The sequence below is a fragment of the Mycobacterium sp. GA-1285 genome (assembly GCF_001499905.1).
Lineage (GTDB): Bacteria > Actinomycetota > Actinomycetes > Mycobacteriales > Mycobacteriaceae > Mycobacterium.
The window spans coordinates 22,205-36,309 of sequence record NZ_LQIS01000052.1 but is presented as its reverse complement, the minus strand read 5'-3'; the positions used below and the strand labels follow the sequence as shown (position 1 = coordinate 36,309).

The window sequence follows — 14,105 nt, the reverse complement described above, 5'->3', positions numbered from 1 at the left end:
GGTAGGAAAGGCACAGCTATGGCTCAGAATCCGAATCTCGCGGCGTTGTCCGCGGCAGGCGTTTCGGTGTGGCTCGACGATCTGTCGCGCGACCGACTGCAGTCAGGGAACCTCCAAGAGCTCATCGATACCAAGAGCGTCGTCGGGGTGACCACCAACCCCTCGATATTCCAGGCCGCGCTGTCCAAGGGGCACGCCTACGACGGCCAGGTCAAGGAGCTGGCCGAGCGCGGCGCCGATGTCGACGCCACCATCCGCACCGTCACCACCGACGATGTCCGCAACGCGTGCGACGTGTTGGCCAAGCAAAATGAGCTCTCCGACGGCGTGGACGGCCGGGTCTCGATCGAGGTTGACCCACGGTTGGCTCACGACACCGACAAGACCGTCCTGCAGGCGATCGATCTGTGGAAGACCGTCGACCGGCCCAACCTGCTGATCAAGATCCCGGCGACGATGGCAGGCCTACCAGCGATCACTGCCGTGATCGCCGAGGGCATCTCGGTCAACGTGACGCTGATCTTCTCGGTGGAACGCCACCGGCTCGTGATGGACGCCTACCTCGAGGGCCTGGAGAAGGCCAAGGAGGCCGGCCACGACCTGTCCAAGATCCATTCGGTCGCTTCGTTCTTCGTGTCCCGGGTGGACACCGAGATCGACAAACGCCTGGAGAAGATCGGGTCGCAGGAGGCGATGGACCTGCGGGGTAAGGCCGGGGTCGCCAACGCGCGGTTGGCCTACGCCGCTTATGAAGAAGTGTTCGTCGGCGGCAAACGCTACGAAGCGCTCAAGGGTTCCGGCGCCCGCGTCCAGCGTCCACTGTGGGCGTCCACCGGCGTGAAGAATCCCGAGTACTCGGACACGTTGTACGTCACCGAGTTGGTCGCCCCGAACACGGTGAACACCATGCCGGAGAAGACGATCGACGCGGTCGCCGAGCACGGCGTGATCACCGGTGACACCGTGACCGGCACGGCCGACGAGTCGCAGGCGCTGTTCGACAAGCTCTCGTCGATCGGAATCGACCTGCCCGACGTGTTCCGGCTCCTCGAAGACGAGGGCGTGGAGAAATTCGAGAAGTCGTGGCTCGAGTTGCTCGAGGCGACGCAGGAACAGCTCGACGCCCGCAAGAAATGACGGCCTGGGTCAATCCGCTTCGCGACAAGCGCGACAAGCGGATGCCCCGGATCGCGGGGCCGTGCGGGATCGTCATCTTCGGCGTCACCGGTGACCTGTCGCGTAAGAAGCTGATGCCGGCGATCTACGACCTGGCCAACCGCGGCCTGCTGCCGCCGTCGTTCTCGCTGATCGGATTCGCCCGAAGGGACTGGGCCGACGAAGATTTCGGCCAGGTGGTCTACGAGGCGGTGAAGCAGCATGCCCGCACGCCGTTCCGCCAGGAGGTGTGGGACCGGCTGGCCGAGGGATTCCGGTTCGTCCAAGGCACTTTCGACGACGATGCAGCGTTCGGCCGACTCGCTGAGACGCTCGACAAGCTCGATGCCGAACGCGGAACGGGCGGCAATCACGTCTTCTATCTGTCCATTCCGCCGAACGCGTTCCAGCAGGTGTGCGAGCAGCTACACAAGTCCGGGCTGGCCAACCCGCAGGAGGGGCGCTGGAGCCGGGTGGTGATCGAGAAGCCGTTCGGTCACGACCTGGCGAGCGCGCAGGAACTCAACGCGGTCGTCAACAGCGTGTTCCCCGAGGAGTCGGTGTTTCGCATCGACCACTACCTCGGGAAGGAGACCGTGCAGAACATCCTCGCGCTGCGGTTCGCCAACGAATTGTACGAGCCGATCTGGAACAACAACTACGTCGACAGTGTGCAGATCACGATGGCCGAGGACATCGGGCTCGGCGGGCGGGGAGGCTACTACGACGGAGTCGGTGCCGCACGCGACGTCATCCAGAACCATCTCTTGCAACTGCTGGCCCTGACCGCGATGGAGGAGCCGGTCAGCTTCGGCCCGAAAGAACTGCAGATCGAGAAGATCAAGGTGTTCTCGGCTACGCGGCCGATGCAGCCACTGAACGAGACGACCGCGCGCGGACAGTACACGGCCGGGTGGCAGGGCAGCGAGAAGGTGGTGGGCCTGCTCGAAGAGGAGGGCTTCTCGAAGGATTCGAAGACCGAGACCTACGCGGCCATCGCCCTGGAGGTCGACACCCGGCGGTGGGCCGGTGTGCCGTTCTTCCTGCGTACCGGAAAGCGGTTGGGGCGCAGGGTGACTGAGATCGCGCTGATTTTCAAGCGGGCGCCGCACCTGCCGTTCGACAAGACCATGACCGAGGAACTCGGCCAGAACGCCTTGGTGATCAGGGTGCAGCCCGACGAGGGCATCACGATCCGATTCGGTTCTAAGGTGCCCGGCAGCGCGATGGAGGTCCGCGACGTCAACATGGACTTCTCGTATGGATCGGCGTTCGCCGAGGACTCCCCCGAAGCCTACGAACGGCTGATCCTCGACGTGCTGCTCGGTGAACCGTCGTTGTTCCCGGTGAACAGGGAAGTCGAATTGTCCTGGGAGATCTTGGATCCTGTGCTGGACTACTGGGCCGCACACGGTAGGCCCGAGGCGTACGAGTCGGGTACCTGGGGTCCGGCCTCAGCCGACGAGATGCTGCATCGCATGGGCCGGGAATGGAGGCGGCCGTGATAGTCGATCTGCCGGACACGAACACGAACGACATCAACAAGAAGATCACCGGTCTGCGCGAGGAGGGTGGGGCGATCACGCTGAGCCGGGTGCTCACGCTGGTGATCTCCCTCGATTCCGGTGAGCTACTGGAGGATTCGATCGAGGCGGCCAACTTCGCCAGCCGAGAGCACCCGTGTCGGGTGATCGTCGTGGTGCCCGGAGACCGGAACGCCGACGACGCACGGTTGGACGCGCAGCTACGCGTCGGTGGTGACGCGGGGGCCGGGGAGATCGTCGCGCTGCGCCTGCACGGCGAGCTCGCCGACCATGCGAGCGCCGTGGTGCTGCCTTTCCTCTTGCCGGATACACCGGTGGTGGCGTGGTGGCCCGCGGGTGGACCCGAGGTACCGGCCGAGGACCCCTTGGGCCGGTTGGCCATTCGCCGGATCACCAACGCGACGCAGTGTTCCGATCCGTTGGCCGCGATCAAGGGGCGGTTGGGCGGCTACACCGCCGGGGACACCGACCTGTGCTGGGCTCGAATCACGTACTGGCGGGCACTGCTGGCCGCGGCCGTCGATCAGGAACCGCACGAGCCGATCGCGTCTGCGGTGGTGTCGGGTCTGGGGAACGAGCCGTCGCTCGACGTGTTGGCGGGTTGGCTCGCCGCTCGAATCGAGGGTCCGGTGCACCGGCAGGTAGGCGAGTTGAAGGTCGAGCTGATTCGCGTCGGTGAGACGATCACTTTGCGGCGGCCTCAGCATGGCGTCACCGCGACGCTGAGCCGCACCAGCCGACCGGAGGCGCGAATCCCCCTGGCGCGCAGGGAAGCCAAGGAGTGCCTGGCCGAGGATCTACGCAGGCTCGACCCCGATGAGATCTACCACGAGGCGCTGCAGGGAATCGACAAGGTGCAATACGCGTGAGCACCACCATCGAGCGTTATCCGGACACCGCGACGTTGGTGACGGCCGCCGGCGATCGGCTTGTCGCGGCGATCGTCACAGCCATCGACAAGCGCGGATCGGCACACATCGTGCTCACGGGCGGGGGCACCGGCACCGGGCTGTTGAAGCGCGTGGCCGAGAAGGGCGCCGAGATCGACTGGGCGAAGGTGCATCTCTACTGGGGAGACGATCGCTTCGTCCCGGCAGACGACGACGAGCGCAACGACAAGCAGGCCCGCGAGGCGCTGCTGGATCACGTGGATGTCCCGGCCTCGAACGTGCACCCGATGGCCGCCAGCGGCGCTGAGTTCGGCGACGACCTCGACGCCGCCGCGGCCGACTACGAGCAGGTGCTGGCCGCCAACGCCGACGATGGTGAGCCGGCGCCCGACTTCGACGTGCACCTGCTGGGGATGGGCGGCGAGGGACACGTCAACTCGCTGTTTCCTCACACCCCTGCGGTGCGTGAGACCGAGCGCCTGGTGGTCGGTGTCGAGGACTCCCCCAAGCCGCCGCCGCGCCGGATCACGTTGACGCTGCCCGCGATTCAACGGTCGCGGGAGGTGTGGTTGGTGGTCTCCGGTGAGGCGAAGGCCGATGCGGTCGCGGCGGCGATCGGCGGCGCTGAGGCCGACGACGTGCCTGCCGCCGGTGCGGTGGGTTGGGAGGCGACGGTGTGGCTGCTCGACGAGGCCGCGGCAAGCAAGCTCTGACCCTCTCAGTGCCGCTCCAGCACGAAGGCCTCGATCCGCCGTTCGCCGGCCCACACTTCCTCCTTCGTGAGACCGGGATACAGGTTGACGCCTCTCCCCCATATCTCTTCGCGTTCGTCCGGTGTGGCCAGCCGGGCGGTGGCATCCCAGGTATCGCCCTCGATCGTGACCCGTGCCGACGGGTTCGCCCTGAGGTTGTAGTACCAGCCTGGGTGTGTGGCACCGCCGTAATTCGCCGCGACCACCGCCACGCCCTCGGCGTGTGGGATCCCCAAAAGCGCTACCGTCCGCGGCTTTCCAGATTTGGCGCCGGTGGTGGTGAGGATGACCGTGGGAAGGCCGGCGGCGATCCCGGCGAAGCTGTACCTCCCACCGCTGAGCTTGCTGACCAACTGGTCCAAGCGGTGTGCCGTCGGACGAAAGATCACACGGCCCGCCTTCGTTCCGGCAACGCGGCGCATCACCCGATGGAAGCCATTGGCTTCGCCGAAGGAGCGGGCCGACACAGCCGCATTCTCCCGGATTGTGCCCATGGCTGAAGAGGTATCGAGCACCGCGACTTGTCAGGGTACGCGAGTAGTATCGAACACATGTTCGAGAATTTCGACGATGCGGCGGTGGTTGAGACCATTGCCGCGTCATCGCGCGAACAGAGCGCAGCTTGTGGCCGCGAGCTAATGGCCATCGGCGAGCTCTATGCCCGCCGTGCTCCAGATGACGACGATGAGCGGGCGAACTGGGCGATCGACGGACACGCCAACGTGGTTGCCGAGATCGCGGCGGCACTGAACATCAGCCGCGGGCGAGCGGCCAGTCGCCTGCACTACGCCATCGATCTGCGCGAACGCTTGCCCAAGGTCGCCGAGGTCTTCGCGAGCGGACAGATCGACTTTCGGATGATGACCGCCCTGGTCAACCGCAGCTCCAATGTCAAGGACGACGATCGCCTTGCCCGACTCGACGCGGCTTTCGCGAAATGGTCGCCGAAATGGATGAAGTTGTCCGGGCCGAAGCTGCACGAGCGCATCGACATGTGGGTGGAGAAGTTCGACCCGGACGGGGTTCGGGAACCGAAGCCGCCCAGCGACGACCGCTACGTCGAGGTCGGTCCGATCAGTCCAGGAATGGTCGGAATCTGGGCCAGACTCGCCTTTGCCGACGGCGTGGCTTTCGACACGCGCCTCGATGAGATTGCCGCAACGGTATGTCGCGACGATCCGCGCACGATTTCGCAGCGCCGTGCGGACGCCATGACGGCGATGAGCGCAGGGCAGATGCGGCTCGAGTGCGGCTGCGGCGGCGAGGATTGCCAGAACGGGTCTCCTGGCGAGCCAACGAGTCAGGTCGTCGTCAATGTGATCGCCGAGCAGGCCACGATCGAGGGCCGGTCCGACAACCCGGGATACCTGCCAGGCTTCGGCGCGGTGCCCGCCTCGATGTTGCGGGAGATGATCGCGACCGCGCGGGTGCGCCCTGTTCCGCTGCCCGAACCCTGCCCCCAGCAGGGCTACCGGCCGTCGGCGGCGTTAGCTCGTTTCATCCGATGGCGTGACCTGACGTGCCGCTTTCCCGGATGCGATGTGCCGGCGTCTGCGTGCCAGATCGACCATACGGTCCCGTATCCAATGGGACCCACCCATCCATCAAACTTGAAGCTACTCTGCGGGTTTCACCATCTGCTGAAAACTTTCTGGTGCGGTGCCGACGGGTGGTCAGACCGACAACTCGCGGACGGCACGGTCATATGGACGGCGCCCAGCGGCCAGACGTACACCACCACCCCCAGCGGTGCCGAGTTCTTCGAACAGCTGGGCCGGCCCACGGGCGACATCGTGGTCGCCCCGCACCCGGACGGGCCAGACGATCTTCATCGAGGCGCGAAGATGCCAATCCGCAGGCGCACCCGCGCAGAGGACAAGGCATATCGGATCGCGCTGGAGCGGCAACACAACGCCGAGCGCATCGCTCGCAAAGAGTTGCTCCTCGCCGAACGACTCGCCAGGGACGACGAACCACCGCCGTTCTGACCAGCGTTCAGCCTGAGAGGGCCGAGAGATCATCATTGTGTCCGTCGCGGAAGCCCGCGTCGTAGTCGGCGCTTGCGGTCGTGGCGTCCGATCCGACCATGACGACTCGCGGATCCATCGGGCACTGCCGTGACGTGGTTTCCTTCGCGCTCACATGTGTTCAGACGCCGGGTTACCCCCAGCGGTTCCCCGGCTGCCGTCATAATGGCCCCCATGGCAGACAAGGGTGGTCGACCGGTCCGCACAGGCCCGGAACGCATCAGAAAGCTCGCCCAAGCGGCGCTCAACGCCGACGTCACCGTCGAGCAGGTCGACACCATCCTGGAGGGCCTGAGCGAGACCCTCGAGGATCTGAACAGATCCACGGAGAATCTCGACGCCACGCTCGAGCGGTTCAACGGCACGATCAGCCAGATCAATGAACTCGCGCCGCGGCTGAACGGGGTGGTGGACCGGATGGAGGGCATCGTCACGCGCGTGGAGCACATTGTCGGCCTCGGTGAGTCCGTGCTCGGACCATTGGCCGCGACGGAGCAGGCCGTGCGCGGGGCCGTGAACAAGGTACGTCGGTCCGCCGGCCTGTAACGCTCGTACCCTAGCCGCTGTTGCGCAGGGCGGTCGCCAAACCGCTCATCGTCAGAAGGATTCCGCGCTGGACCAGTTCGTCGTCGTCCCCGGATCGGTAGCGGCGCAGCAACTCGACCTGAAGATGGTTCAGCGGCTCCAGGTAGGGGAAGCGGTTGAACACCGATCGGGCCAGCGCCGGGTTGTCGGCCAGCAAATCATCTTGGCCGGTGATGAGCTTGTGCATCCGGATCGTGCGCTCGTGCTCGGCGGCTATCTTGTCGAACACCCGCCGCCGCAACTCCTCGTCGTCGACCAACTCGGAGTATCGGGCCGCCAACCCCAGATCGGATTTCGCCAACACCTGCGCCATGTTCGACAGCACGGTACGGAAGAACGGCCAGCGGCGATACAGATCCTGTAAAACCTCGACGCGGTCCTCCTCCGACTCCGGACCCTCGGCGATCCACTCCTCGAAAGCCTTACCCGTGCCGTACCAGCCGGGCAGCATCACCCGCGACTGGCTCCACGCCAGCACCCACGGGATCGCCCGCAAGTCCGCGATCGACGTCGTCGGCTTCCGCGACGACGGGCGACTACCGATGTTGAGCGCGCCGATCTCGCTCACCGGCGTCGACGCCTTGAAGTACTCGACGAAACCCGGTGTCTCATGGACCAGTTCGGCGTACGCGTGCTGAGCGCGGGCCGCCAGGTCGTCGAGCAATTCATAAGCCGGACCGGCGTCGTCGCCGAGACCTTCCACGTCGAGCAGCGTGGCCTCCAACGTGGCGGCCACAAGGGTCTCGAGATTGCGATTCGCGACTTGGGGTTCGGCGTACTTCGCCGCGATCACCTCGCCCTGCTCGGTGAGGCGCAGCGATCCGTTCACCGCGCCCGGCGGCTGGGCCAAGATGGCGTCGTAGCTCGGGCCGCCGCCTCGACCAACGGTGCCCCCGCGGCCGTGGAAGAGGCGCAACCGTATTCCGGTCTTGCGCGCCGATTCCACCAGATCGAGTTCCGCCCTGTACAGCGCCCAGTTCGCCGCGAGGTAGCCGCCGTCCTTGTTGGAGTCGGAGTAGCCGAGCATCACCTCCTGACTCTCGCCGCGTGCCGACACGATCGACCGGTACACCGGAAGATCCAGCGCCGCTTCGAGAATCGACGAGCCATGCTGCAAATCATCGATGGTCTCGAACAACGGCACGATGCCGACGGGCACGTACGGCTCCTTCGCGGAGATGTCGAGCAGCCCGGCCTCTTTGAGCAGGATCCCCGCCTCGAGCATGTCCGACACGGACTCGCACATCGAGATGATGTAGTTCGGCACCGCCCGCGTCCCGAAGACCCGCACCGCCCGAGCGGCCGCCGCCACGATGTCGAGCTCTTTACGGGCCAGCTCGGACAGTTCAGCACCAGGCTTGACCAGCGGACGGCGGGTCGACAGCTCGCCTGCGAGCAGCTCTACTCGTTCGGCCTCAGTCAGCGAGCCGTAGTCGGGGTGCACACCCGCCCACGCCAGCAGCTCGGCGACGACCTCCTCGTGCACGTCGGAGTTCTGCCGCATGTCGAGACCGCAGAGGTGAAACCCGAACGTGCGCAACGCTTCCCGCAATTTGGCCAGCCGGTCGTCGGCCAGCACCGCGCTACCGTGGCTCCGCAACGACTCGTCGACCACGTCCAAGTCGGCGAGCAACTCGCCGGCTGACTCATAGCGCTCGAGCCCCAAGTCGAGTTCGTGCTCGGGCTGCTCGTCGAGAATCTCCTTCGCCGTCGACGTCAGCCGGGAGTGGATGACCCGCAGAGCTCGCCGGTAGGGCTCGTCGGCCCGGGCGGGTTCTTCGCAGCGGGCCGCCAGTGCCTCGAGGCCCTCGCTGATCCGCACGAGCCGCGCCGACATCGACAGCTCCTCTTCCAGCGCTGTGATCTCAGTGAAGTAGTGATCCAGTGCCATGTACGCCGCTCTGCCAGTCGCGCGTCGGACGACGTCGGCGGTGACGTTGGGGTTGCCGTCCCGATCCCCGCCGATCCACGACCCCGGGCGCACGATCGGCTCGTCCAGCAGCCCGGCATCGGGCCAACGGGCCTGCAGCTGGGTGCGCACGTCGGCGTTCACCTGCGGTACGACTTCGAAGAACGCGGCGGGGTAGTACCGCAGCCCGGTCTCGATCTCGTCCTGAATCTTCAAGCGGGACAAGCGAACCAGCGCTGTTTGCCACAGCGTCAGGATATGGCGGCGCAGCTCACGCTCGATATCGCGACCGTCGGACGGACCGTATCCGTGCAGGCGCAACCGCATCAGCTCGGTGATGCGGTGTTGGGTGTCGAAGATCGTGCGGCGCCTGGTCTCGGTCGGATGCGCGGTGATCACCGGTGAAACCATCGCCCCGGCTAGGGCTTCGGCGACGGTGCCTGCGTCGAGGTCGACGGCGTCGAGTTTGGCATAGGTGGCGGCGAGGCTGCTGTTCTGCGGCGGCTCCCCCGCTTCGACATGGATCGCTCGGCGACGCTCCCGGTGGATGTCTTCAGCGACGTTGGCTAACAGCGCGAAGTGGGTGAAGGCACGGATGACCGGAATCGCTCGGTGGATGTCGATGCCGTCGAACATCCCCGCCAGCTCCGCGCGGTCGATCTCGGAGCGGCGCACTCGGAACGACTCGACGCGGGCACGCTCGACGAGGTCGAACACCTCCTCGCCGTTCTGCTCGCGGACGGTGTCGCCCAAGATGGTGCCCAGCAGCCGGATGTCCTCCCGCATGGGCTCGGTCGCCTCACGCCCGACCCGGGTGCGATGGACCGCGCCGATCGGTTCCAGCGCATCGGGGAGTTCGGCCATGCGCTCAGTATCGCCGTCACGGTCGGGCTCTGCGCGACGGGAGTTCCGCGGTACCGCTCAGAACACGCAAGAAAAAAAGTCGGAAACCGACACCGCGGCACGATTCCGGCGCACGCTTGACACATCACACACCCTCGTCACGAGGACCGACGATGACCGATTCACCTCCACTTCTGCGTCGGCTGATGATCGCCGGCTGTGCCGGTGCCTTTGTCGTGTTGACCTGGCCGGCCACCGCGGCCGCCGCGCCCGACGACGGCTCGTGGGACGTCGAGCAGTACGACAATTGCATGAAGCAGACGGTCCGCAACCCCGACCTGTGCTGCGTCGACTCGGGCGGCGTGCCGACCAGTGACCCGAACGACACCCAGGCCGACGGATCGCCGAACTGCTATGCCCCGCCCGCACAGGCGCAGGAAGCGGAGCAGCAGCCGGCCGCCCCCAAGGGGCCGGGTGCGGTCCGGGGAGACCTGCCCGTCGTGCAGCTGCCGCCGGCTCAACCGCAGCAACCGGCGGCCCCCATGCCGCCGCTGGTGCTCGCGCCGTAGCACTGAGGAGCCCGCGCCGCGGGAAGAATAGTCGGCACCGTCTACGACGGCAGTGCGCTTCGCGTCAGCTGTACTTGATCAGCAGCGCGACGCCGACGATCGAGACGAGCCAGATCCCGGTGACGAACAACGTCAGCCGGTCCAGGTTCTTCTCCACCACCGTCGACCCCGACAGGCTGGACTGGACGCCGCCACCGAACAACGTGGACAGGCCGCCGCCCTTGGCGCGATGCAGCAGCACCAGGAGCACGACCAGGACACTGGTCACGACCAGGATGATCTGCAGGGCCAATTCCATGGGCGCAAGACTACCTAATCGACGACGACGCCCACCAATCGGCGGCTAGGGCAGGGGCCCGCCGGCTGCGATGGCCGACAATGTCGCGAACTGCTCGCCGTCGAGCGACGCACCCCCGACGAGGGCCCCGTCGATGTCCTCCTGCGCGACGATGTCGCCGACGTTCTTGGCGTTGACCGACCCGCCGTACAGCACCCGGACCCCGGCCGCCAACTGCGGCGTCGCCAGCTTGCCCAACTCGTCGCGGATGGCCTTGCAGACCTCCTGCGCGTCGGCGGCGCTGGCGACCCGGCCGGTGCCGATGGCCCACACCGGCTCGTAAGCGATCACGGCCTGGCCGATCTGTTCGGCCGACAGACCCGCTAGCGACCCGCGCAGCGACTCGACGTTGTGCTCGACGTGGTTGCCCGCCTCACGCACCTCGAGTTGCTCCCCGATGCAGATGATCGGTACCAAACCGTGCCGGAAGGCGGCCGCCGCCTTGGCCGCCACGAGGGCGTCGTCTTCGTGGTGGTAGGTGCGCCGCTCGGAGTGCCCGACGACGACGAAGGTGCATCCCAGCTTGGCCAGGAACGCGCCGCTGACGTCGCCGGTGTAGGCGCCGGAGTCGTGCTGCGAAAGGTCCTGCGCCCCATAGGTCAGCAACAGTTTGTCGCCGTCGACCAGGGTCTGCACGCTACGTAGGTCGGTGAACGGCGGGATCACCGTCACGTCGACCTTGTCAAAGTACTTCGCAGGCAACGCGAACGCGATCTTCTGCACCAACGCGATCGCCTCGAAGTGGTTGAGGTTCATCTTCCAGTTGCCGGCGATCAGCGGCTTGCGGCTCACGATTCCAGGACCTCTCACTCTTCTAAAACGGCGATACCGGGCAGCTTCTTGCCTTCAAGGTATTCCAGCGAGGCACCGCCGCCGGTCGAAATGTGGGAGAAGCCCTCTTCGTCCAGGCCGAGCTGACGGACCGCCGCAGCCGAATCGCCGCCGCCGACGACACTGAAGCCGCCCTTGGCGGTCGCGGCGATGATGGCCTCGGCGACGCCCTTGGTGCCCGCGGAGAACGCAGGGAACTCGAAGACGCCCATCGGCCCGTTCCAGAAAATGGTCTTCGCGTTCGACAGCAGCGTCGTGAACCGCTGGACCGAGCCGGGCCCGATGTCCAGGCCCATCCTGTCGTCCGGGATCTTGTTCGCTGCGACGATTTCGGCCGTGGCATCAGCGGCGAACCTGTCGGCCACCACGATGTCGACCGGCACGTGGATGACGTCGGCGTAGGTGTCGAGCAGCTTGTGGCACGTCTCGATCATGCCTTCCTCCAGCAGCGAGGTGCCGACCGAAACACCTTGCGACGCAAGGAAGGTGAAGCACATACCGCCGCCGATGATCAGGCTGTCGGCTTTCTCCGCGAGCGACTCGATGACCGCCAGCTTGTCCGACACCTTGGACCCGCCGAGCACCACGGCGTACGGCCGGTCGGTCGAGGTGGTCAGCTGCTCGAGCAGGTCGACCTCCGCGGCCACCAGCGTGCCCGCGTAGTGCGGAAGCAGGGTCGCGACGTCGTAGACCGATGCCTGCTTGCGGTGCACCACACCGAAACCGTCGGAGACGAAAGCGCCGTCCTCACCGACGAGTTCGACCAGTTGCCTGGCCAACGCCATCCGTTCGGCGTCGTCCTTGCTGGTCTCGCGGGCATCGAAGCGGACATTCTCCAGCAGCAGAATGTCGCCGTCGGTCAATCCCTCGGCGCGGGCAAGCGCGTCGGTGCCGACGACATCGCCGGCCAGCTGCACGTGCCGACCCAGTTGCTCCCCCAACGCCTTTGCGACCGGGGCCAGCGACAGTTTCGGGTCCGGCCCGCCCTTGGGACGACCGAGATGCGCGGTGACGATCACCTTGGCGCCGGCGTCGGACAGCGCTTTGAGCGTGGGCACCGACGCGGTGATGCGGCCGGGGTCGGTGATGTTGCCGTCGTCGTCTAGCGGGACGTTGAGATCCGAGCGGACCAGCACACCGCGATCCGAAACACCTTCTGCGAGAAGGTCTGTAAGCGTCTTGATCGAGGTTGATGCCACGGCGTTACAAAGACTTGCCGACAAGTGCGACCAGGTCGACCAGCCGGTTGGAGTAACCCCACTCGTTGTCGTACCAGGACACGGTCTTGGCCTGGTTGTCGATCACCTTGGTCAAGCCCGCGTCGAAGATCGAGCTGTGCGGATCGGTGACGATGTCGCTGGACACGATCGGTGCGTCGTAGTACTTGAGGATGCCCTTGAGCGGACCGTCCGCGGCGGCCTTGAACGCCGCGTTGATCTCGTCGGCGGAGGCCGACTTCGACAGTTCGGCGGTCAGGTCGGTGCACGAACCCGTGGGGATCGGCACGCGCAGCGCGTAACCGTCGAGCTTGCCCTTCAGTTCGGGCAGCACCAGGCCGATCGCCTTGGCTGCGCCGGTGGAGGTGGGCACGATGTTCAGCGCGGCGGCGCGGGCGCGGCGCAGGTCCTTATGGGGGCCGTCCTGCAGGTTCTGGTCTTGCGTGTAGGCGTGAACCGTGGTCATCAGACCCTTGACGATGCCGAACTCGTCGTTGAGCACCTTGGCCAGCGGGCCGAGGCAGTTCGTGGTGCAGGACGCGTTGGAGATGATGTTCTGGCTGCCGTCGTACTTGTCGTCGTTGACGCCGAGCACGATCGTGATGTCCTCGTCGGTGGCAGGCGCGGAGATGACGACCTTCTTGGCGCCGGCGTCCAGGTGGCCCTGCGCCTTGTCTCGCTTGGTGAAGATGCCGGTGGACTCGACGACCACGTCCACCCCGAGATCGCCCCACGGCAGCGCCGACGGGCCTTCCTTGACCTCGAGTGCGTTGATCTTCTGGTCGCCGACGACGATGGTGTCGTCACCTTCGAGGCTGATCTCGGCGGGGAACCGGCCCAGGATCGAGTCGAACTTCAGCAGATGCGCCAGGGTGGCGTTGTCGGTGAGATCGTTGACCGCAACGATCTCGATGTCGGTGCTCTTGCCTTCGGCCTTCTGCGCGGCGAGCGCCCGGTAGAAGTTGCGCCCGATGCGGCCGAAGCCGTTCACGCCTACCCGGATGGTCACTGGTCTCTCCCTTGGTCGCCTCGACGTGTAGTGCTCGACCGCCAGCCTAGTGGTGTGATAGCGGCCACGTGCCACCTGGTCAGCCACGATCGGCCTGCCGTCAGCGCCGGGGACTTCTGCGAGGCACACCGGTGACCTTCGTCCCTGCCGATACGCGGCCCGAGGCGCGATACTTCGTGCATGACGGTCGACGACCCGCGTTTCCTCGGCGACGCCGGGGTGGCAGCTGCGGAACGGGCAGCCGAACTGCGCGACCTCAACGCCCGTCTGCAGGCGGGCGGACGGGTGGATGCGGCCGATGTCGACCGCGCCCAGAACCGTGCGTCGGTGGCTCACGTCAGGGCGCGGCGGGCACATCTGGCCGCTGCCGAACAGCACCGACATGCGGCCGGTGCGGCGGCGCTGCAGAAGGCGCGCGACGAATAGCGGCGAGAGTC

At 66.2% G+C, this 14,105-nt stretch carries 14 protein-coding genes; 8 read left to right on the top strand and 6 right to left on the bottom strand.

All coding sequences use genetic code 11. The annotated features are described in order from the left end of the window. The first annotated feature begins 18 nt into the window (after positions 1-18). The 4 genes from tal to pgl are packed head-to-tail and all read left to right on the top strand — an operon-like array spanning position 19 to position 4,302. Positions 19-1,137 (top strand): transaldolase, encoded by a 1,119-nt coding sequence (gene tal, locus AU193_RS18870; RefSeq protein ID WP_064423905.1) that lies wholly within the window; start codon positions 19-21, stop codon positions 1,135-1,137. After that, the gene (gene zwf / locus AU193_RS18865; RefSeq protein ID WP_064423904.1) at positions 1,134-2,660 is read left to right on the top strand and encodes a glucose-6-phosphate dehydrogenase; all 1,527 of its coding nucleotides are present in this window, start codon (positions 1,134-1,136) and stop codon (positions 2,658-2,660) included. The genes tal and zwf overlap by 4 nt, the downstream gene beginning before the upstream one ends. After that, a complete protein-coding gene (opcA, locus tag AU193_RS18860; protein WP_064424051.1) occupies positions 2,657-3,568 on the top strand; it encodes a glucose-6-phosphate dehydrogenase assembly protein OpcA in 912 nt (303 codons plus the stop codon). The genes zwf and opcA overlap by 4 nt, the downstream gene beginning before the upstream one ends. Beyond that, entirely contained in the window at positions 3,565-4,302 is a 738-nt protein-coding gene (gene pgl, locus AU193_RS18855) for a 6-phosphogluconolactonase (RefSeq protein ID WP_064423903.1), read from the top strand. Before opcA ends, pgl begins: the two co-directional genes overlap by 4 nt. A 5-nt stretch (positions 4,303-4,307) precedes the next feature. Here pgl and AU193_RS18850 read toward each other — a convergent pair whose 3' ends face one another. Beyond that, entirely contained in the window at positions 4,308-4,808 is a 501-nt protein-coding gene (locus AU193_RS18850) for a nitroreductase family deazaflavin-dependent oxidoreductase (RefSeq protein WP_064424050.1), read from the bottom strand. Positions 4,809-4,892: 84 nt separating this feature from the next. On the opposite strand from AU193_RS18850, the gene AU193_RS18845 reads away from it, so the two are divergent. Further along, positions 4,893-6,329 (top strand): HNH endonuclease signature motif containing protein, encoded by a 1,437-nt coding sequence (locus tag AU193_RS18845; protein ID WP_064423902.1) that lies wholly within the window; start codon positions 4,893-4,895, stop codon positions 6,327-6,329. 213 nt (positions 6,330-6,542) lie between these two features. Next, positions 6,543-6,914 carry a hypothetical protein gene (locus AU193_RS18840; RefSeq protein WP_064423901.1) on the top strand — a complete coding sequence of 124 codons (372 nt, stop codon included), beginning with the start codon at positions 6,543-6,545 and terminating at the stop codon, positions 6,912-6,914. 10 nt (positions 6,915-6,924) lie between these two features. Here AU193_RS18840 and ppc read toward each other — a convergent pair whose 3' ends face one another. Continuing rightward, positions 6,925-9,726, bottom strand: a complete 2,802-nt coding sequence (ppc, locus tag AU193_RS18835) for a phosphoenolpyruvate carboxylase (RefSeq protein ID WP_064423900.1) — start codon at positions 9,724-9,726, stop codon at positions 6,925-6,927. A 152-nt stretch (positions 9,727-9,878) separates the two neighbouring features. Between ppc and AU193_RS18830 the strand changes: the two genes are divergently transcribed. After that, the gene (locus AU193_RS18830; RefSeq protein WP_064423899.1) at positions 9,879-10,274 is read left to right on the top strand and encodes a hypothetical protein; all 396 of its coding nucleotides are present in this window, start codon (positions 9,879-9,881) and stop codon (positions 10,272-10,274) included. A 64-nt stretch (positions 10,275-10,338) separates the two neighbouring features. On the opposite strand, the gene secG is transcribed toward AU193_RS18830, so the two are convergent. Genes secG through gap form a run of 4 tightly spaced genes read right to left on the bottom strand, consistent with a single transcriptional unit; the run spans position 10,339 to position 13,668 of the window. Continuing rightward, positions 10,339-10,572, bottom strand: a complete 234-nt coding sequence (gene secG / locus AU193_RS18825; protein WP_064423898.1) for a preprotein translocase subunit SecG — start codon at positions 10,570-10,572, stop codon at positions 10,339-10,341. A gap of 45 nt (positions 10,573-10,617) precedes the next feature. Further along, positions 10,618-11,403, bottom strand: coding sequence for a triose-phosphate isomerase (gene tpiA, locus AU193_RS18820; RefSeq protein ID WP_064423897.1), 786 nt, complete (start codon positions 11,401-11,403; stop codon positions 10,618-10,620). Between the two features lie 14 nt (positions 11,404-11,417). After that, positions 11,418-12,641 carry a phosphoglycerate kinase gene (gene pgk, locus AU193_RS18815; protein ID WP_064423896.1) on the bottom strand — a complete coding sequence of 408 codons (1,224 nt, stop codon included), beginning with the start codon at positions 12,639-12,641 and terminating at the stop codon, positions 11,418-11,420. Positions 12,642-12,645: 4 nt separating this feature from the next. Then, entirely contained in the window at positions 12,646-13,668 is a 1,023-nt protein-coding gene (gene gap / locus AU193_RS18810) for a type I glyceraldehyde-3-phosphate dehydrogenase (protein ID WP_064423895.1), read from the bottom strand. A 180-nt stretch (positions 13,669-13,848) separates the two neighbouring features. On the opposite strand from gap, the gene AU193_RS18805 reads away from it, so the two are divergent. Further along, positions 13,849-14,094, top strand: a complete 246-nt coding sequence (locus AU193_RS18805) for a hypothetical protein (protein WP_064423894.1) — start codon at positions 13,849-13,851, stop codon at positions 14,092-14,094. The last annotated feature ends 11 nt before the right edge of the window (positions 14,095-14,105 follow it).